Source organism: Escherichia sp. KTE52, assembly GCF_000408325.1.
Taxonomy (GTDB): Bacteria; Pseudomonadota; Gammaproteobacteria; order Enterobacterales; family Enterobacteriaceae; genus Escherichia; species Escherichia marmotae.
Map to the genome: position 1 here is coordinate 386,671 of NZ_KE138680.1, position 20,423 is coordinate 407,093.

Annotated in this window: 18 protein-coding genes; 6 read left to right on the forward strand and 12 right to left on the reverse strand. The window is 50.8% G+C overall.

Going from position 1 to position 20,423, the window contains the following annotated elements:
* Nucleotides 1-4: 4 nt before the first annotated feature.
* Nucleotides 5-1,057, reverse strand: a complete 1,053-nt coding sequence (gene glcE, locus A1SC_RS09790; protein ID WP_000943105.1) for a glycolate oxidase subunit GlcE — start codon at nt 1,055-1,057, stop codon at nt 5-7.
* Nucleotides 1,057-2,556, reverse strand: a complete 1,500-nt coding sequence (gene glcD / locus A1SC_RS09785; RefSeq protein WP_016262547.1) for a glycolate oxidase subunit GlcD — start codon at nt 2,554-2,556, stop codon at nt 1,057-1,059. Before glcD ends, glcE begins: the two co-directional genes overlap by 1 nt.
* Nucleotides 2,557-2,806: 250 nt before the next feature.
* Between glcD and glcC the strand changes: the two genes are divergently transcribed.
* Nucleotides 2,807-3,571, forward strand: a complete 765-nt coding sequence (glcC, locus tag A1SC_RS09780) for a transcriptional regulator GlcC (RefSeq protein ID WP_001517090.1) — start codon at nt 2,807-2,809, stop codon at nt 3,569-3,571.
* 6 nt (nt 3,572-3,577) lie between these two features.
* Here glcC and yghO read toward each other — a convergent pair whose 3' ends face one another.
* Nucleotides 3,578-4,720 (reverse strand): protein YghO, encoded by a 1,143-nt coding sequence (gene yghO / locus A1SC_RS09775; RefSeq protein ID WP_016262548.1) that lies wholly within the window; start codon nt 4,718-4,720, stop codon nt 3,578-3,580.
* Nucleotides 4,721-5,090: 370 nt separating this feature from the next.
* Here yghO and A1SC_RS09770 point away from each other — a divergent pair, with 370 nt between their 5' ends.
* The 4 genes from A1SC_RS09770 to spt are packed head-to-tail and all read left to right on the forward strand — an operon-like array spanning nt 5,091 to nt 9,175.
* Nucleotides 5,091-6,812 carry a fatty acyl-AMP ligase gene (locus A1SC_RS09770; RefSeq protein ID WP_001517092.1) on the forward strand — a complete coding sequence of 574 codons (1,722 nt, stop codon included), beginning with the start codon at nt 5,091-5,093 and terminating at the stop codon, nt 6,810-6,812.
* Nucleotides 6,809-7,723, forward strand: coding sequence for an NAD-dependent epimerase/dehydratase family protein (locus tag A1SC_RS09765; RefSeq protein WP_001077188.1), 915 nt, complete (start codon nt 6,809-6,811; stop codon nt 7,721-7,723). Before A1SC_RS09770 ends, A1SC_RS09765 begins: the two co-directional genes overlap by 4 nt.
* 31 nt (nt 7,724-7,754) lie before the next feature.
* A complete protein-coding gene (locus tag A1SC_RS09760; protein WP_000248105.1) occupies nt 7,755-8,003 on the forward strand; it encodes an acyl carrier protein in 249 nt (82 codons plus the stop codon).
* Nucleotides 8,003-9,175, forward strand: coding sequence for a serine palmitoyltransferase (spt, locus tag A1SC_RS09755; RefSeq protein WP_000524948.1), 1,173 nt, complete (start codon nt 8,003-8,005; stop codon nt 9,173-9,175). Before A1SC_RS09760 ends, spt begins: the two co-directional genes overlap by 1 nt.
* A gap of 34 nt (nt 9,176-9,209) precedes the next feature.
* Here the strand turns inward: spt and lptG are convergent, their stop codons facing one another.
* The 7 genes from lptG to A1SC_RS09720 are packed head-to-tail and all read right to left on the reverse strand — an operon-like array spanning nt 9,210 to nt 15,678.
* Entirely contained in the window at nt 9,210-10,289 is a 1,080-nt protein-coding gene (lptG, locus tag A1SC_RS09750; RefSeq protein ID WP_016249208.1) for an LPS export ABC transporter permease LptG, read from the reverse strand.
* Nucleotides 10,286-11,356 carry an LPS export ABC transporter permease LptF gene (gene lptF, locus A1SC_RS09745; RefSeq protein ID WP_000779618.1) on the reverse strand — a complete coding sequence of 357 codons (1,071 nt, stop codon included), beginning with the start codon at nt 11,354-11,356 and terminating at the stop codon, nt 10,286-10,288. The genes lptG and lptF overlap by 4 nt, the downstream gene beginning before the upstream one ends.
* 30 nt (nt 11,357-11,386) lie before the next feature.
* Nucleotides 11,387-11,944, reverse strand: a complete 558-nt coding sequence (locus A1SC_RS09740; protein ID WP_000952663.1) for a YtfJ family protein — start codon at nt 11,942-11,944, stop codon at nt 11,387-11,389.
* A gap of 11 nt (nt 11,945-11,955) precedes the next feature.
* On the reverse strand, nt 11,956-12,780 hold the full coding sequence (locus tag A1SC_RS09735) for a hypothetical protein (protein WP_016262549.1): 825 nt from the start codon (nt 12,778-12,780) through the stop codon (nt 11,956-11,958).
* Nucleotides 12,780-14,129: a lipopolysaccharide biosynthesis protein gene (locus tag A1SC_RS09730; protein WP_000896902.1), complete on the reverse strand. Its 1,350-nt coding sequence runs from the start codon at nt 14,127-14,129 to the stop codon at nt 12,780-12,782. The genes A1SC_RS09735 and A1SC_RS09730 overlap by 1 nt, the downstream gene beginning before the upstream one ends.
* A gap of 45 nt (nt 14,130-14,174) precedes the next feature.
* Complete coding sequence (locus tag A1SC_RS09725; RefSeq protein ID WP_000339328.1) at nt 14,175-14,933, reverse strand: nucleoside/nucleotide kinase family protein; 759 nt, start codon at nt 14,931-14,933, stop codon at nt 14,175-14,177.
* A 31-nt stretch (nt 14,934-14,964) separates the two neighbouring features.
* Nucleotides 14,965-15,678: a dTMP kinase gene (locus tag A1SC_RS09720; RefSeq protein ID WP_072274938.1), complete on the reverse strand. Its 714-nt coding sequence runs from the start codon at nt 15,676-15,678 to the stop codon at nt 14,965-14,967.
* 173 nt (nt 15,679-15,851) lie between these two features.
* Between A1SC_RS09720 and A1SC_RS09715 the strand changes: the two genes are divergently transcribed.
* Nucleotides 15,852-16,544, forward strand: a complete 693-nt coding sequence (locus A1SC_RS09715; RefSeq protein ID WP_016249209.1) for a dTMP kinase — start codon at nt 15,852-15,854, stop codon at nt 16,542-16,544.
* Nucleotides 16,545-16,592: 48 nt separating this feature from the next.
* On the opposite strand, the gene pitB is transcribed toward A1SC_RS09715, so the two are convergent.
* Nucleotides 16,593-18,092 (reverse strand): inorganic phosphate transporter PitB, encoded by a 1,500-nt coding sequence (gene pitB, locus A1SC_RS09710; RefSeq protein WP_000933317.1) that lies wholly within the window; start codon nt 18,090-18,092, stop codon nt 16,593-16,595.
* Nucleotides 18,093-18,393: 301 nt separating this feature from the next.
* Nucleotides 18,394-20,253: a bifunctional glutathionylspermidine amidase/synthase gene (gene gss / locus A1SC_RS09705; protein WP_001517098.1), complete on the reverse strand. Its 1,860-nt coding sequence runs from the start codon at nt 20,251-20,253 to the stop codon at nt 18,394-18,396.
* Nucleotides 20,254-20,423: the final 170 nt, after the last annotated feature.

A 20,423-nucleotide genomic window follows, 5' to 3' on the forward strand; every position in this document is an offset into this window, starting at 1 on the left:
CTCCTTAAAGTTCCGCGTACATGCGACCGGGGTTAAACACACCGCAAGGGTCGAGCTGCTGTTTAAGCTGCTGGTGATAGCGGAATAAAGGGGCAGGCAACGGAGCAAAACTGCCATCACCTGGACTAAAGCGAGTTGCGTGACCACCAGCGTTGCGGGCGATACGGTGGATTTGATTGTCATCGGCTGTCGATTTCAGCCAGCGTAACGCGCCCCCCCAGTCGATCAGTTGCTCGCCGGGTAAATCCATCATCGGTGCATCGGTGGGTAATGAAATGCGCCACAAAGTCCCTGGTAACGAGAAGAATGGCAGTTGTTGTTCACGCAATTGCTGCCAGAACTGACCCGCAACCTCTTCGCCCCCCAGCAGTTCACGCGCCGCTTTTACCGAGCCTTCACCGCCTTCAAGGCGGAGCCACAAGCCGTTGTCGAAGTAACATAAACCGCTAATGGGTAATGGCTGGAGTTGCCACTGGGCGATTTCGTTCATGGCTTCTTGCAGGCTGATTTCCCGACGCAGGCTGATAGTGGCGCGCGGTCGAGGCAACACTTTCATTGAGATTTCAGTAAGTACGCCAAGACAGCCATAGCTTCCGGCCATTAGCCGTGAGAGATCGTATCCGGCAACGTTTTTCATCACTTCGCCACCAAAACGCAGATGTTTTCCACTGCCGGTAATAATGCGCGTACCGAGGACAAAATCGCGTACCGAACCGCTCCACGGTCGACGCGGCCCCGCCAGACCGCAAGCGACCATGCCGCCCCAGGTGGCTTCTTCACCATAATACGGTGGCTCGCAGGGCAGCATTTGCCCCGCACTTTCCAGCGCCGCTTCAATCGCCATCAGCGGCGTTCCGGCACGAGCGGTGATCACCAACTCGGTCGGGTCGTAATTCACAATGCCGCGATGACAACGCACATCCAGCGTTTGCCCGGTGACAGGGCGACCTAAAAAGGCTTTGCTATTGCTTCCCTGAATCACCAGCGGCGTTTTATTACTAATCGCCTGATTCACCTGTTCCAGCAGCGCCTGGCTGTAATCACACTCACGTAGCATCAGAAACGCTCCAGTTCAGGGAAAGGTAAATGACCGTGGTGCACGTGCATGGCACCAAATTCAGCGCAGCGGTGTAGCGTGGGAATGTTTTTTCCAGGGTTCAGCAAACCATCGGGGTCAAATGCCGCCTTGACCGCATGGAAGGTCGTGATTTCATCGCTGTTGAACTGGGCGCACATTTGATTGATTTTTTCGCGCCCAATGCCATGCTCCCCACTGATGCTGCCGCCCACTTCCACGCAGAGTTCGAGGATCTTCCCACCCAGCGCTTCCGCGCGGGCAAATTCGCCGGGTTCATTGGCATCGAAAAGGATTAACGGGTGCATGTTACCGTCTCCGGCATGAAAGACGTTGGCGACGCGTAAATCATATTGCTGCGATAAACGAGCAATGCCTTCCAGTACGCCAGGCAGCGCGCGGCGTGGGATGGTGCCGTCCATGCAGTAGTAATCGGGAGAGATGCGCCCCACCGCCGGAAAGGCGTTTTTACGACCGGCCCAGAAACGCACACGCTCCGCTTCGTCCTGCGCCAGACGGACGTCAGTCGCGCCCGCTTTCCGTAAGATGTCGTTAACCCGTTCACAATCTTCCTGTACGTCAGACTCCACGCCGTCCAGCTCGCACAATAAAATCGCTTCGGCATCAACGGGATAACCGGCATGAATAAAATCTTCTGCCGCGCGAATCGACAGGTTATCCATCATCTCCAGCCCACCAGGGATAATGCCATTGGCGATGATGTCACCGACGGCGAGTCCGGCTTTTTCTACCGAGCCAAAGCTGGCTAACAGAACCCGTGCCACGGGGGGCTTCGGCAGCAGTTTTACCGTCACTTCGGTGGTCACGCCGAGCATACCTTCTGATCCAGTAAACAGCGCCAGCAGGTCAAAACCCGGCGAATCCAGCGCATCCGATCCCAGTGTCAGCGTCTCTCCGTCCAGCGTTTGCACTTCAATTTTCAGCAGGTTATGTACGGTAAGCCCATATTTCAGACAGTGAACGCCACCGGCATTTTCCGCCACATTGCCGCCAATGGAACAGGCGATTTGTGAAGAAGGGTCCGGCGCGTAATAGAGATTATGCGGCGCTACGGCCTGGGAGATAGCCAGATTACGCACGCCCGGCTGCACGCGCGCACGGCGACCGACGGGGTTTATATCGAGGATCTCTTTAAAGCGCGCCATCACTAACAACACGCCTTTTTCCAGCGGCAACGCGCCGCCAGAAAGCCCGGTGCCCGCGCCACGAGTCACCACCGGCACACGCAGACGGTGGCAGACAGCCAGAATCGCCGCCACCTGTTCTATCTGCTTAGGCAGAACAACCAGTAATGGACGCGTGCGATACGCGCTCAACCCGTCACACTCGTAAGGAGTGATCTCCTCATCGGTATGCAGGATCTCGAGTCCGGGGACATGCTCACGCAGTGCCATCAGTACCGATGTTTGGTCGACATCGGGTAAAGCGCCATCAAGACGCTCTTCGTACAAGATGCTCATGAGTAGGGTTCGCTTTGTTGTGTTGTGTGGTAGCTGATTTTTGCGTGCTGCTTCTGTGAACAGTTATTAAGCGGGCTTTTTGTTTTCGTCTATCTCTTTAGTTACCGGTCAGACCATTTTTTTTCCAGCTCTGTGACCACGCATAGGTTAATTCAATGTTAAATTGATGTAACATAATCACTTGCATGATGTGCGTGTTTCGCGAATTAAGAACAGAAAAATTGGTCCTACCTGTGCACGAGGTCCGGGAATGAAAGATGAACGTCGCCCTATTTGCGAAGTGGTTGCAGAGAGTATCGAACGGTTAATTATCGACGGTGTGTTGAAGGTCGGGCAGCCGCTTCCCTCGGAACGTCGACTGTGCGAAAAGCTCGGCTTCTCGCGTTCCGCACTGCGTGAAGGGCTGACGGTGCTGCGCGGGCGCGGGATTATTGAAACGGCGCAGGGGCGCGATTCTCGGGTCGCGCGACTTAATCGGGTACAGGACACCAGTCCGCTGATCCATCTGTTCAGCACGCAGCCGCGAACACTGTATGATCTGCTCGACGTCCGGGCATTACTGGAAGGCGAATCAGCAAGGTTGGCGGCAACGCTGGGAACCCAGGCTGATTTTGTATTGATAACTCGCTGTTATGAAAAAATGCTCGCCGCCAGTGAGAACAACAAAGAGATTTCACTGATCGAACATGCGCAGTTGGATCACGCTTTCCATCTCGCTATTTGTCAGGCTTCCCACAATCAGGTGCTGGTTTTCACTCTGCAATCATTGACCGATCTGATGTTTAATTCGGTGTTTGCCAGCGTGAATAATCTCTACCATCGCCCCCAGCAAAAAAAGCAGATCGATCGCCAACATGCGCGGATCTATAACGCGGTTTTGCAACGACTGCCGCATGTGGCCCAGCGCGCGGCCCGCGATCATGTGATGACCGTGAAAAAGAATCTCCACAATATCGAACTGGAAGGTCACCACTTGATTCGCTCGGCGGTGCCGCTGGAGATGAGCCAGAGTTAGCGGGCGTTAAATCTGCTTTTCATACAAGCGGTAACGCTTATATGGCTGTGCGCCAATACGTTCCAGCATGTTATTCATGCCCGTATTGGTTTCGAGGATCCATGACATCTCCAGCGCGTCGATCTTCCTGCGGGTAAAGGGATCGCGTAATGCTTCAATCAGCAACAGCGCGATTACCGGTCCGATACGACTAAACTGATATTCGTCGCGCACACCCATTAGCGGCACTCGCGCAGTTCGCATACCACTGACTTTTAAGCGCCACAGCAATTTTGCCCAGCCGAGGGGAAAGAGCGATCCATTCAGATCAGCAATCGCCTCGTTGATGTTCGGTAAGCCGACAACAAACGCGCAGGGTGCAGAGTCTATCTCAGCAATGTAGATCATATCGTCCGGCACCAGGTATTTAAGCTGATCGCCCATGATGGCAAATTCGCGTTCGGTAAACGGCACAAAGCCCCAGTTGTGCTGCCAGCCAGAGTTGAAAATCTCACGCAGGATCTGCATCTCTTCAGCAAACCGCTGGCGATTGATGCAGCGAATGGTCACCTTTTTGCGTACCTGATCCATCAGTTTTTTTAGCGCCGGAGAGAAAGTGAGATCGGTTCGCTGCATCCACCACGCCAGTAAATCAATGCCTTTCTGATAGCCCAATTGCTCGAGATGCGCGGCATACCACGGTTTGCCGTGCGGCATCATCGCGCAGGGCGGCGTATCAAACCCTTCAATCAGTAACCCACTCTCCTGATTGATATTCAGGCTGAAGGGGCCAGTGATGTTGCGTGCCCCTTGTGACTTCAGCCACCCTTCCGCTGCGTCAAATAAGGCCGCAAATACCTGTGGATCATCAATGGCGTCAATCATGCCAAAATGCCCCGTATCTTCGCCGTATCGCTCGCGGTGCAAGGTATCGATTTGCGCCGTAATGCGCCCGACTATCTGCCCCTCTTTTTTTGCCACCCACGCCTGCCAGATAATATGGTCCGTTCCCGGATTCTTTTGTGACAGATGCTCACTGCGTTCAATGCATAAAGGGGGGATCCAGTTTGAATCATTGGAATAAAGTGACGACGGAAAAGCGATAAATGCCTTTAAGTCATTTTTATTTATTACTTTTTCAATTTTAATCATCAGCAGATCGCATTCCATATTTACGTGGATAACAAATAATTAACGGTGAAAAACAGGCTGCAACTGCAACGAACGGCACCTTCATAATCCACCCAATGAATACAAACGAAGATAAAATAATATTTATTAATAATTACGGTAAAACCAGAGCCTGCGTAAGACGGTTAATAATGCCTTTTATAGACTTAATGCGACCAGACAAGGCATTACTTAATACATTCATAAATTAAATATCATTCACAATAAGAAACAAAAAACAGAACTTATTATTTTAATCAATGTTCAATATCGCACCAATGAAAATACTATCTCATTTATCTTTTATGCATATATAATCCACCGCATTATTGTCATTTTATTTTTGATATCCAATTTTCTTGTGGTGTATATGTCCAATAAAATCTTTACGCATTCCCTGCCTATGCGCTATGCCGATTTTCCAACGCTGGTTGATGCTTTGGACTATGCCGCTCTGGGTAACGCCGGAATGAATTTTTATGACAGGCGTAGCCAGCTTGAAGATGAACTGGAATATCACACTTTAAAAGCACGTGCGGAAACAGGAGCCAGGCGACTGTTATCGCTAAACCTGAAAAAAGGCGATCGCGTGGCGCTGATTGCGGAAACCAGTAGCGGGTTTGTCGAAGCGTTTTTTGCCTGCCAGTATGCCGGATTAGTCGCTGTCCCACTGGCGATTCCGATGGGCGTCGGTCAGCGGGATTCATGGAGCACAAAACTGCAAGGGTTGCTGGCAAGCTGCCAGCCTGCGGCGATTATCACTGGTGATGAGTGGTTGCCGCTGGTCAATGCCGCGACGCAGGGCAAACCCGAGTTACATGTTTTGAGCCACGCCTGGTTTAAAACCTTGCCAGAAGCCGATGTTACGCTCCCGTTGCCAGTGCCAGACGATATCGCCTATCTGCAGTACACCTCCGGCAGCACCCGTTTTCCCCGTGGCGTCATCATCACTCATCGCGAAGTGATGGCCAATCTACGTGCCATCAGCCACGATGGCATTAAATTACGCCCAGGCGATCGCTGTGTCTCCTGGCTACCTTTCTACCATGATATGGGGCTGGTCGGTTTTCTTCTGACACCTGTCGCCACGCAGCTTTCAGTGGATTATTTGCGCACCCAGGATTTTGCCATGCGCCCACTGCAATGGCTTAAATTGATCAGCAAAAATCGCGGCACCGTCTCCGTTGCGCCACCATTTGGCTATGAATTGTGCCAGCGCCGCGTGAATGAAAGAGATCTCGCTGAACTGGATCTCTCCTGCTGGCGCGTCGCCGGTATTGGCGCAGAGCCTATCTCCGCCGAACAACTCCATCAATTTGCTGAATGTTTCCGTCCAGTTAACTTTGACGATAAAACGTTTATGCCGTGCTACGGACTGGCAGAGAACGCGCTGGCTGTCAGCTTTTCCGATGAAGCCTCTGGGGTTGTGGTTAACGACGTGGATCGCGACATCCTCGAATATCAGGGGAAAGCCGTTACGCCGGGTGTTGAGACACGTGCCGTATCAACTTTCGTCAACTGCGGTAAAGCGTTGCCGGAACATGGCATTGAAATCCGTAATGACGCGGGGATACCGGTAGCGGAACGTGTGGTGGGCCATATTTGCATCTCTGGCCCCAGCCTGATGAGTGGCTACTTTGGCGACATGGCTTCACAAAACGAGATTGCCGCGACGGGTTGGTTAGATACTGGCGATCTCGGTTATCTGCTGGACGGTTATCTGTATGTCACCGGGCGCATTAAAGATCTGATTATTATTCGTGGCCGCAATATCTGGCCGCAGGATATTGAATATATTGCGGAACAGGAACCGGAAATTCACTCTGGCGATGCCATTGCTTTTGTTACCGCCCAGGAAAATATTATTTTGCAGATCCAGTGCCGGATCAGCGACGAAAAGCGCCGCACGCAGCTTATCCACACGCTGGCGGCGCGGATACAAAGCGAATTTGGCGTAACTGCGGCTATCGACCTGTTACCGCCCCACAGTATTCCCCGCACCTCTTCCGGCAAGCCCGCCCGCGCAGAAGCGAAAAAACGTTATCAGAAGGCCGTTGCCGCTAATCCTCATGTTCAGGGATCTCTCGTATGAATCAAACTGTTGCGGTGACGGGCGCTACCGGGTTTATCGGGAAATATATTATCGATAACCTGCTCGCCCGCGGCTTTCACGTTCGCGCTTTGACGCGTACTACCCGCGCTCACGTTAGCGATAATCTCATCTGGGTGCGCGGTTCGCTGGAAGATACGCATTCGCTTAGCGAACTGGTTGCCAGCGCCAGCGCGGTGGTCCATTGCGCCGGGCAAGTGCGCGGACACAAAGAAGATATCTTTACCCGTTGTAACGTCGACGGCAGCCTGCGCCTGATGCAGGCGGCAAAAGAGAGCGGCTGCTGCCAACGTTTCCTGTTTATCTCTTCACTGGCGGCGCGTCATCCCGAACTCTCCTGGTATGCAAAATCTAAATTCGTAGCCGAACAACGACTGGCAGCAATGGCTGGCGAAATCACGCTGGGCGTTTTTCGTCCAACTGCAGTGTATGGCCCCGGCGATAAAGAGCTAAAACCGCTGTTTGACTGGATGCTGCGCGGACTTCTGCCACGTACTGGCGCACCAGATACGCAGCTCTCTTTTCTGCACGTCACCGATTTCGCCCAGGCTGTGGGTCAGTGGTTAAGCGCCGATTCCGTACAGACGCAAACGTATGAATTATGCGATGGCATCGCCGGAGGTTATGACTGGCGACGTGTCCAACAGCTTGCCGCTGTAGCCCGTTGTGGTTCTGTGCGGATGGTCGGTATTCCTCTGCCGTTACTCACCTGCCTTGCGGATATCAGTACCGCGTTGAGTCGCCTCGCAGGTAAAGAACCCATGCTGACCCGCTCGAAAATCCGTGAATTAACCCATGCCGACTGGTCGGCAAGTAATAAATGTATTTCTGAAGATATTAATTGGTTTCCCGGGGTTAGCCTGGAACACGCATTACGCAACGGGCTATTTTGATTGTCTTGTTTAAAGGTGTGTTAACGTTTCTATGGTAAATCGTGAAATAGTAATGGATTACATCCTTTCCTGTTTACAGGAGTTGGTCGAAAACGGTGTGGAAATTAAGCCCGACAGCGATCTCGTCAACGATCTCGGCCTGGAGTCGATCAAAGTGATGGATCTCTTAATGATGCTGGAAGACAGATTCGATATTTCCATTCCTATTAATATTCTGCTGGATGTCAAAACCCCTGCGCAATTAATGGAAACTCTACTTCCATGGCTGGAGAATAAATAATGGGGCTTTATGATAAATATGCGCGCCTTGCTGGTGAGCGGCTGCAATTTAGTGATAACGGTTTAACGCCGTTTGGCACCTGTATTGATGAAGTGTATTCCGCCACCGAAGGCCGTATCGGCAATAAAAAAGTGATTCTGGCCGGGACCAATAATTATCTCGGATTAACCTTCAATCATGATGCCATTGCGGAAGGTCAGGCGGCGTTAGCGACCCAAGGCACCGGCACCACCGGTTCTCGTATGGCTAATGGCAGTTATGCGCCGCATCTGGCATTAGAGAAAGAAATTGCAGAGTTCTTCAATCGCCCTACCGCTATCGTTTTTTCAACCGGTTATACCGCGAATTTAGGTGTCATCAGCGCACTTGCCGACCATAACGCCGTGGTGTTACTCGATGCCGACAGCCACGCCAGTATTTATGACGCCTGTTCTCTCGGCGGTGCGGAAATTATTCGTTTCCGCCATAACGACGCCAACGATCTGGAGCGTCGCATGGTTCGCCTCGGTGAACGGGCAAAAGAGGCGATTATCATCGTTGAGGGCATCTACAGTATGCTCGGTGATGTGGCACCGCTGGCAGAAATCGTTGATATCAAACGTCGCCTCGGTGGTTATTTGATTGTCGATGAAGCGCATTCGTTTGGCGTATTAGGCGCAACGGGCCGCGGACTGGTTGAAGCCGTTGGCGTTGAAGACGATGTGGATATTATCGTCGGCACCTTCAGTAAAAGCCTGGCCTCCATTGGCGGTTTTGCCGTGGGTTCGGAAGCGATGGAAGTGCTGCGCTACGGCAGCCGCCCGTATATTTTTACCGCCTCGCCTTCCCCTTCCTGCATTGCGACCGTGCGCTCGTCGTTAAAAACCATTGCCACACAACCAGAGCTGCGGCAAAAGCTGATGGATAACGCCAACCATCTGTATGACGGGCTACAAAAGTTGGGTTATGAGTTAAGCTCGCATATCAGCCCGGTAGTGCCAGTGATAATCGGTTCGAAAGAGGAAGGGTTACGTATCTGGCGCGAGCTTATCTCGCTGGGCGTTTATGTGAATCTTATCCTGCCGCCTGCCGCACCTGCGGGTATTACGCTGCTGCGCTGTAGCGTTAACGCCGCTCACAGCCGCGAGCAAATCGATACCATCATTCAGGCATTTGCTACCCTGAAGTCGTAATATTGGCCCGCCGTGGTGTTACGCCACGGCTGGATTAATGTTGCCTGTCATACCAATACACCAGAATCAACGCTACCAACACAAACGCTACCGGTAAACCGAGCGCGGTAACGGGCGCGCTCAACGCAAATAGCAATCCCAGATTGACCATGATTTGATAGCTGATCCAGGTAAGCAAGCCAACGATGACGCCTACAGCAAGACGGCTGCCCATCCCCGGCGAGCGCGGAGTGCTAAAGGTAAAGGGTACAGCCAGTAAAATCATCGCCAGAGTTAAGATGGGTTGCCCCAGCTTTTCCCACAGTGCAAGGCGGTATTCGCTGCCCGGTTGTCCGGTTTCCTGCAAATAATGGATGTAATGGTTGAGCTGACGGACAGAAAAAGTATTCCCCGGCATCGATAACTCTTCGAGATTCATACTGGTGAATGCCGATTGCCAGGCAAGATTGGCTAATGCTTCCTGCGTTTCTTTACCGTTAAGCCATTTTTTGTGATTCACGCCGTGCAGGATCCACGTTTTGTCGTTTTCAATGGTGGCACTGCGTGCGTAAATGTAGGATTCGAGCGAGAGATCGTCGCGGTAATGAAATATCTCCACGCCCACAGGCTGACCCAGTTCATTCAGCGATTTCACCGTCACAAATTCATTGCCGCGCCTGGCCCACAGCATATTGCCGGTAATATCATCCTCATCTCCCAACGCTACCGCGGTAGATTTAATTTGCAGTGCCTGTTGCTGCAATGGCGACGCAACCCACTCATCAATCGCGCCTAACGAAACAGTCCACAGTATTCCGGCGACCAGCGCCACCAGTGCAATACGGAAAATAGAAAACCCCGTGCTACGAATGGCGGTAAGTTCGCTGTTTTTCGATAGTTGCCCCAGGCCAACAATCCCACCCAATAACGCGATAAATGGTGCAAGCTCGACCAGTGTGCGCGGTAAGGTCATCAGTACCACCAGCACCGCCTGAGTCCAGCGATAACCACCAGGGCTGACATCATCCAGTTCGTTAATCAGGTTGAAGGTGGTAAAAAGCGGCAACAGTAGCCCGGCCGCGGCAGCAAAACCGAGGAAGAGATGGCGGATTAAATAGCGACTGAAAACATTCATCGGGAAAATTTCTGCAGCAAAGAGAAGTCGCGAGCAACCAGCATCAACAGACCTATTAGCATGAGTCCGGGCACTAACCACAAACCAGGAATGAGGGGAATCGCGCCGTTAGCCACCAGGGTGCGGCAGACGTCGCCGCCATAAAAAATGGCAATAAACAGTAATGTCAGTGGCAGTAACGTAGAAAATCGCCCCTGCCGCGGTTTTACCCGGCTTAAAGAAATAGCCAGCAGTGCCATCAACAACGCCGTCAGGCCACGGCTTTGTCGCCATTGCAGCTCAGCATGATCGGCAGGAAAGACAGAGTGTGCCAGTTCCGTGACCGATTTCGCTTTGCGTTTGACGTTAGGGCTTTGATCCAGCGGATTCAGATGTAATTGCAGATTACGGTAAAGCTGTTCGTTGTCGTCACGGCCCTGATGATCGAGAAGATAGGCAGTTCCGTTATGCAACATAACGGTAGGTTTCTCGGGTGATGGGTCGACCACATCGACCGAACGGGCGCGGAAAATACGTGTTCGATTGGCGGTAGAAGTATAAATCAGCGCATCGGTCAGGCGGTTATTATCTTGATCAACCGTCTGAGAGAGGATCATTCGTCCGTTATCGTTAGTGTTAAATTTCTTTGCCCGCAACTGGCGAACATCCAGCTCCGACTGCGACTGTTGCTCCAGTTGATAAATCTGCGCATAAGCCCACGGCCTGCCATACATCGACAACAGAGTGACAAAAATACTTAGCGGTATCGCCAGGTAAAGAACGGCTTTGTACAAACGCGCCGGACTGCCTCCCGCCGCAGAGATAGCGGTAATTTCTGAATCGGTATACATCTGCCCAAGCGTCACGCCAACCGACACATACAGGCCAACCGGTAATAACATCTCCAGTGCAATCAGCACCTTGTAGAAAACGATATCCAGTACAACATCAAGCGCTAAGGTTCCATTTGCCGCTTCGGTCAGATAACGCTGTGCGGAGTAGCTGGCAAAAATAAAGATCAGAAAACCGATGATAATCAGCACCAGACGGCGCGTACCACGCATGATGTAGTGCTCAACCAACTTCATCTCACTAACGCCCTCAATCCTTTGAATTTTTTATTCATTGATCAGCTTATGTGCTAACGCAATAACATGATCTACTTCTTCCGGCACCAAGCTACCGTCCTTTGCCCACTGGATTTGCCCGTATTTATTCAGCACCAGAATGGTTGAACTCTGCTCCGGCAGTTGCCAGGCAAGACGTCCCAGACCATTGGCGTCAATAACAAATTGCGCCCACGGATAGCGGCGTTTATTTTTTTCAATTTTACCTGCCACGAAATAACCGGTGCCAAAGATGGCATCATCGGTGTTCACTATGGTGGTGGGCTGAAAACGATCCTGAGGGAAATTTGCTATTTCTACTGCTTTGATTAGCAATGAGTTCTTTTTCTTTGCCGACTTTCGCCCGGCAATATACTGGATAATACGAACTTTTCCCGCCAGTTGCGTGCTATTCCACTTTTGGTAGTGAATCTCTTCGTTATTAAGCAGCAACTCACCGCCTTCCTGGATATAAACAGGGGGAACCGGTTTTCCTGTGACGAAATTGTGTGCCTGCGCACCAGGTAATAAGAGCATGATAATCAGTGCGACAATCAAACGAGATAACATCATTACCCCGGTTATAGCGGAAAACGCGAAATCAGCAGTTCTAAACGCTGACGAATATCGCTATCGAGTGCCACTGGTGCATCATACGACTGGCGATTTTCCATATCGTCCGCCACCATGTCGTCGTGCTTATCTCCCATCAGGCCATTAATGGCTGCGAGAAAGCGGGAAATCTGCAACGCCTCTTTATTTTCAGGATCAAGCGCTCTTAACGTGTCGTAATAAGAAACCTGCTGGCTGATGATTTTTCGCACATCATGAAATTCCCTGCCTGTAAGCTGTGGTTTGGCAACAATCTCCTTCAGAATGTGCATTTGCTTCTGGCGATAAGCGATAAAGCCGTTCACGCTTTCTAACTGGCTATGGCGTAATAAATAACTCACCAGCCACCATACAAGAGGGCTTAAATAAATACGTAACAAGTTTCCGTAATACGACACGATATTTTTCTTACCGTTACGAAAACCGTCCTGAAAACGCCCAAGAAAAACCGTCGTTTTGCCGAATAAGAATCCCGCCCGGTGTTTTTTTAAATACAACCGTTGGGCAAAACGTAGATGCTTGTAGCGCGCTCGCATGTATTTAAACTGTTTGCGCTCGTCAGACGTAAGCTCCTCACCTTTGGACTGTTTGCGGATTAAATGCAGTAACTCCTGACGATTAACACCATTCAGCCAGAATTGCAGACATAACGCATAGTTATCCTGAATGATTTCAGCAGTACAACGCAAAGCAATTGTCGATGGTAAACTGACCCACTCATCAATAACATCATCTTCCTCAACCGCAACAAATAAACGCTCGCTCGCCTCAAGCGGGAAATATTTTCTCATCATCAGGATTTCTCTCCGGCTGCGTTATAACGCAATGAATGGCGCTGAAAAAACGCCTTTAAGGTCGGAATTAATGAGAGCGCCACATCCAGACATTGACCGCCGAAATAGGCAAACGCCGCCCCCAGCACGCCAAACAGATGGCAGAACATGAACAGCAACACGATGTAGCCGATTGAAGCGATGGTTTGCGCCACGAGAAAAGCGCGTTGTTTCCCCGCCATCAGCAGCAATGATTCCTGCGGGAAACCCAGCATCGAAATAACAATCGCGCCCAACATGACCTGAATCAGGTCATATGCTTCGAGATATTTAACGCCAAATACCAGCGAAATAAGTGGTTTACCAACGATCAACACCGCAAGCGCAACCAGAATGCCGATCCCGCCCGCCAGCAAGCCGGACTTCACGCCTAACAACCACGGTCTGGTGGTTCGAGGATCTAAACGCATCACTTCAGGGTAAAAGCTCTTACCCAGCAAACTGGCGGGCGTTCCGGCAGCGTCAAAGAATGTCATAGCGATTTTAAATAATCCGGCGGCCGCTGGCCCTAACACGATCCCCACCAGCACCGTGCTGCACGAGTTACGCGCCGACCAGATGGAGTGAGCAATGTTGGTTGACCAGACAAAACTCCAGGCGCCTTTAATGTGTCTGGCAGACTCAAACAGATTTAATTTGAAGGCGTTATGGATATTTCTACGACGCAGTTCACGCGCAGCAAACCACCAGTACATCGTGCCACCAACCAGATTCGAGGCGTACCAGGCGATCACGAAGCCCGCAAAACCAAAGTCAAAATACCAGGCAATGACGCTTCCCGCCGCACGCAGAAAAGGTTTCGTCGCCTGCTGCACCGCAATTAAGTCGAAGCGATCCACTGCGCGCAAAATGCCGGTCGGCGTGGAGGAAGCCATTGAGGGGATAAGCGTGCAATAGAGCGCCGCCAGCCAAAAACTTTGCTCATCCAGACCTAACGAGTGAGAAAGAAATGGCAGCAAGGCAATGCCGCCGACAATCGCCACCGCACCACTGACGATATCCAGCGAAAAGGAAAAAGAGACAACATTGCGAAATTGTTGGGGATTATTATTGGTTAAGGCTGGCGTGCCATACTGCACTACCAACTGCCATGTCTGAAACTTAATAAAATCACTGATCGACTTGGCATACGATTGCACAATCACCAGTACGCCAAACATGGCTGGCGTCATCCCTTTCCCTGCGCATGAAAGCGCCAGTAAACCCAGCAAAGCGCTCACGACATTGCTGGAGCCTAACCAGGCGCTATTGCGAATAATGGTGCGAAATGCGCCATCTGCAAACCAATGTTTGATGTTAAAACCCGCCAATTCAGCCAGACCTTATCGTTGAAAATGAAAAACAGCCCGCCAGCCTTAAGTTAAACGTCGGCGGTCAGAAACGATGGCAACCAGAGAAACCGCTTTCTGTGCCTGTTCCAGCACTTCGCTGTAGGGCGCTCTGGAATCAATCTCAAGAATTTTTGTGCCGTTATAGCCAATCTTCGACATGACACCGATTTTGTCCTGCAACTCGGCATAGTCATGGTCAGGCTTGCGGGAGATAGCAGTATCAATATCAATACCCAGACGAATGATTAATTCCGGGCGGTATTGCGCCATTTGTTGGTATAACTGCCGCTCACGCTGCGCCAGGAACATGTTGATTTTCCCGGCCGCACGTTCGACGCCAATCCCAGGACCGTCATAATAGAAACCGGAAATTTCAGCCTGCGGAAAGCGATCGCTGACCACCAGAACACCACTTTGCGCCAGTCGCTGAACTTTGCGCAGATTTGCCATTCTTCGCAGCGAAAAGCCATACATAATCGCCGCCGCCCAAAGCGCCGGAGATTGGGTTTTCATACTTTGGGTTTTGGAGGATTTTGCCGCCAGTCTCCGCTCCAGCCAGACACCAACAAACGGTAAGCGTTTAATTTTGTCGCCGTCTTCGCCCGAGAGCAGCCCCAGATAGCGGCGCTCGGTTTGCCAGTGCTGTTGCAGTGATTTCACCAGATCGGTGGTCAGCGTGGATTTCCCCGTGCCATCACACCCGACCACCGCAATCAGCCCTGGAATGTAGTTGGGCTGCGGCGCAGTTGTACTATTAGCAGTTTGCGTGTGTAGTGCATCCATTCGTTAAATCATCCCTTATCCATTTTGGTGATCAGGAAAGCGCGGCGTGAATTGAGCGTAGTGACACTTGCAGGACTTCATCGGCGGGTTGTCGCCCATCCAGTTCAAGGATCTTTGCGCCATTGAACGTCAGTTGTGGCGTGACGGCGATTTTTTCCTGTAACGCCGCCAGTTGATGGTCGGGCTTACGCGAAAACGCCGTCTGTTCATCAATAGCAAGACGAATCAATAACACAGGTAAATAAGACGCCATCCACTGGTATAGTTTCAGTTCGCGCTGCCTTAACATTTTTATCCAGCCGTTACCGCCAGTAGTTTTTGCCAGTTGCGGGCCATCAAAGCGAAAACCCGGCACTTCAACCTGCGGGTAGCGATCTGTAATGAGCAGATAGCCTTGCTGGCTTTTGCGCAACATTTTGCGAAACTTGTACGCCCGCCAGCAAGAAAGCAAATAAATAACCAGCGCGGTAATATTACCGGGCGGCGTTGAAGGCTTTTCATGCACATGTGCCGCTTTGCCTCGCAAATAACGGCCAAAAGGTGCACCAATAATGGGGAGCTGTGAAATCCACTCACCAATTCGCCCGGACGATTGCCCGAGATAAATGTGTTCTGTTGGCATTTTTGCTGCCAGTTCATTCACCAGGCTTGCCGTGAGGGTCGATTTACCCGAACCATCACATCCCACAATGGCAATAACGCGCACTGGCGTGGAATTAATTATTGACATATTACGTTGATTCACGAAAAACCCGGCAGCAAATAATGTATTGAATATTACGTGGCCCGTGCTCAGAATATCCGTTCAACCTTATTGTGACAATGGTTAATTGTGGTATTACCCTGAATTACGCTTTCATAAAAACATATTAACCAAATAAATATTTTGGGTGGGTATTTAAATTTAAGGATATATTCATGCAATCAATAACCCCTCCGTTAATTGCCGTTATCGGCAGTGATGGTTCAGGCAAGTCAACGGTGTGTGAACATCTCATTACCGTTGTCGAAAAATATGGTGCCGCAGAAAGAGTTCATCTCGGGAAACAAGCAGGGAATGTGGGGCGAGCAGTAGTCAAATTGCCCTTAATGGGGAAATCACTTAATAAATCTATTGAACGCAATAAAGTGAAAACGGCGAAAAAATTACCGGGTCCCGTTCCGGCGCTGGTAATTACAGCATTTGTCGCCCGTCGCTTACTACGCTTTCGCCATATGCTTGCCTGTCGTCGTCGCGGGTTAATTGTTTTAACCGACCGTTATCCGCAAGACCAAATTCCTGGCGCTTACGATGGTACGGTATTCCCGCCTAACGTTGAAGGCGGTCGTTTTGTCTCATGGCTGGCAAGTCAGGAACGTAAGGCGTTTCACTGGATGGCGAGCCATAAGCCTGATCTGGTCATCAAACTCAATGTCGATCTGGACGTTGCCTGCGCGCGTAAACCCGACCACAAAAGGGAATCGCTGGAAAGGAAGATAGCCATAACGCCGCAGTTAACCTTTGGCGGTGCACAACTGGTTGATATCGATGCCAATCAGCCGCTGGAGCAGGTGCTGATTGATGCGGAAAAAGCGATTAGGGATTTTATGACGGCACGAGGTTATCACTAGTCAGAAGTGATAATGCCCGATCGCAGGGAGCGGGCATTATCAGGAAGGTTAAATAAGCTGCAATGCTATCCAGTACAGACTACCAGACAGAAAAATTGCCGCCGGTAAGGTAAACACCCAGGCCATCAGGATACTGGTTACCGTTTTACGCTGTAACCCACCGCCATCCACTACCATCGTCCCCGCCACCGCAGAAGAGAGTACGTGCGTTGTGGAAACAGGCATACCGATGTAACTGGCAAGACCGATAGACACTGCCGCCGTCATTTGCGCCGCCATGCCTTGCGCATACGTCATGCCACGCTTACCAATTTTCTCGCCGATGGTCATCGCCACACGACGCCAGCCAATCATGGTGCCGATACCGAGCGCCAGTGCTACCGCCATGATAATCCACACCGGAGCGTACTCAATGGTGCTTAACATATCGCTGCGCAGTTTTTTCAGCAGGTTCTGGTCTTCTTTGCTAACGCCTGGCAGTTTCGCCAGCTTCGCGGAAGTATCAGAGATGCAAAGCATAATGCGCCGCAACTGACTGCGTTGACTTACGTTTAACGGCTCGTAGCTTTCCATATTGCCCGGCAGCATCGTTTTGACACGAGCAATCGCATCAAAAGTATTTGCTGGATGACAGTGGAACTCCGTCGCTTGCGTGCCTTCAGTTGATGCCGCAGGCAACGGGGGTTCCATCGCAATCAATTTCTGCGGCAGTTCCGGATGCTGTTGCAGATAGTGTTCGAAGTTGGTCACTGCATCGCGAGTACGGGTAATTTCATAGCCGGAAGCATTCATATTGACGACAAACCCGGCGGGCGCAATTCCCACCAGAACCAGCATCACCAGGCCGATCCCCTTCTGTCCGTCGTTCGCGCCGTGCGAAAACGCTACGCCCGCAGCGGAAACAATCAGTGCAATGCGCGTCCAGAATGGCGGCTTACGTTTACCTTTTTTCTTTTTGCGATCTTCAGGAATGCGGTGAATACGGTCACGCTTTTTCGTTCCGCTCCAGAAACGGCGCAGCAGGAAAATCAACCCTCCCGCAATGACAAGACCGACGATAGGGGAGACAATCAGCGAGGAGAAAATCTTGGTCACTTCACGCAGGTTTAACGCATCCATCACCGATGAGCCGGTTAACAGCGCGTTGGTTAAACCAATGCCGATAATAGCGCCAATCAAGGTGTGCGAACTGGAGGCCGGTAAACCAAAGAACCATGTTCCCAGATTCCAGATAATCGCCGCCAGCAGCATGGAAAAGACCATCGCCAGACCATGAGTTGACCCCATATTCAGCAACAAATCGGTTGGCAACATATGGACGATGGCATAGGCGACGCTAAGTCCGCCAAGCAATACACCAAAAAAGTTAAAAAATGCTGCCATCACCACAGCAAGTTGTGGCTGCATGGCACGGGTATAAATAACGGTTGCGACCGCATTCGCTGTGTCATGAAAACCATTAATTGCTTCATAGAACAACACAAACGCCAGAGCAAGTAATAACAAAAGCCCCGTATATACATCAAGGCCAACAAATAAATTTAGCATATATTAGATTACGCCATTTTGAATTTACGAACGAACGCATTATCAGTGACTTTAATGGCATGGGCAAAGTGAAATATCGCTTTTTAGTGATAAAAACAATGTTATTTCTTTAGGATCAGGGAATAAGTCACCATTCAGAAATCACGGAAAGAATTCATGACAAAGAATTTCAACCCCCAATATATTTATATTATGAATTCATTAATCTAAATAAATCTACCCGATAAATGTTTTGATTATTACACAAACAATTTTCCGCACTGGTTATTTCCATAATCAGTGCGGTTTATGGCAAAGTTTATTACTCTTTCACCACAATTAACGGTTCAATATCACTCTCTTTCTTGATGACCAGTGATTCATCTCCGCGCAAGCAAGTCCCACCGTAGTTACCGCCAACAGTGAAGGTACATACCTGAATGTATTTACCGTCCACTTTTGGCAGACACCACAACTGCTGGTAAATGTTTTTCTGCTCGGCAAATTTACCGCTGGTTTTGTCCAACACCTCTTCATGATGGCTGACGAGGTCGATATTGCTGCCACAGCGACCGGCAATCGGCTTCACGGCGTAACCGGTTTTCACCAGCTCATCATTAACGGTGAAATCGGTATCCAGCAGGTAGCGATGGTGCGGGAACAACGACCAGAGGATCGGCAGAATCGCTTTGTTGCCAGGGATCACCGTCCACAGCGGCTCAAAGACCAGTACTTCCGGACGCAGCAGAACGTCTATCAGGCGCACTTCATTTTGCGGATGGCCGGTACGGATCGGCACCGCAGCAAACTCACGGTCGCTGACTTCGCGAATCTGATCAAACGCGGTTTCCCATGCCCAGGTTTTCCACACGCAGTTAACCAGTCGCCCTTCCCCATCAATCAGTTGCCCGGCAGCATCCCAGCGCAGCTCGTCTAACCCGCGCAAGATACGCGTTTCAAAGCCCGCCTGTTGCAGCGCCTGCTCCATAAACTGCGCGTGATAGTTCTCCTCGATATCTTTGTCCTGCATGATATGGACAAACGGACGTGCACGACTGTGTTTCCAGGCACCAGCCAGTTCGTTAATCAGCCCTTCAGCCGGATTGAAGCCGTTGCCTTTATAGCCTTGCTCCGCCCAACGTTCGAGGATCAAGCCCGCTTCAGTATGACAGGAGGCAGAATCGGCGTTGTATTCATAGACTTTCAGGCCGCGCTCATCCATGCAGAAATCCATACGACCGGTGATCATATGGTGACGGCGACGCTGCCAGGAGAGACGCAAACGCGGCCAGAGGATTTTCGGAATGTCGAACAGCGCCAGCAGATTGTCATCTTTCAGCACCTTGTCGGTGGCGTGGAGATACATCAGGTGCAGCTCGTTGGTGGCTTTAATCAGCTCCTGCTCGGCACTCTCGGTAATGGTGTAATAATGATACGGATCCTGATTGATCACTTGACCGTTCGCCTGCACGTAGGCGTTTTGTAGCGGATCTTTTTCATCCAGCCATTTGCCGTCAAACTGGCCTTTGTTTTCCAGCCGCGCCCCGCTGATTTTCAACAAATCACCTGCAATTTCCGGCTGCGGTAAACTGTGTTCGGTATCTTCTGTCTGGATCATCCAGCCCAGGATGGTGGTGTCATCGAAGGTGTCTTTCAGGGTATAGCAGCCGTTTTCGACCACCATTTCCAGCTCACGCGTCCACTGTTGCCCTTGCGGCAATGGAGAATGAATCACGTTCTGTTCCGCAATACGGACTTTATTGCCGCGTAATTGGGTAATGATGGCGACATGGCCGGTGTCTTTAAATTCACCGCCCTTATCCCAAATAAGAAGCGCTCCTGCGACCGGCGCACGCGGCGAGCCGTTAGGAAATGCCTGCAATGGCAGGATGTTGTCGTTAACCACTTCACGCAGGAAGCGCAATGAGAAAATCTCCCACGCCATGCCCACATCGGTGAAGACCACACCGTAATTCAAAAAGAGAAAACGGCGAGCAAATTCAACACATTGCCATTTGTGGCCCATATATTCATCGTCGATATAGCTACGGAATACGGCGTCATCTTCGTATTCCTGCGGATCGAGAGAACTGTAATCTGAAGAGTAGATTGCTACACCACCGGGGGCGTAGCCCAATAATGTCCCGAACGGGGCATCCTGGCTGGTCGTTCCTTTGCTCATCACTTTACCTTTAACAATACAACCTAAGCAGTTGGCGTAATTGTTGTGCTCTGATTACCTGCTCAGCGACATTAACCGGACAGAGGTCTGACTTATCATACACCTCAACGCAGCGGCTGGTGCAAAGGGTTAAAAAATTCACAATCTGTACAGCAAGCGAGCTGCTACAC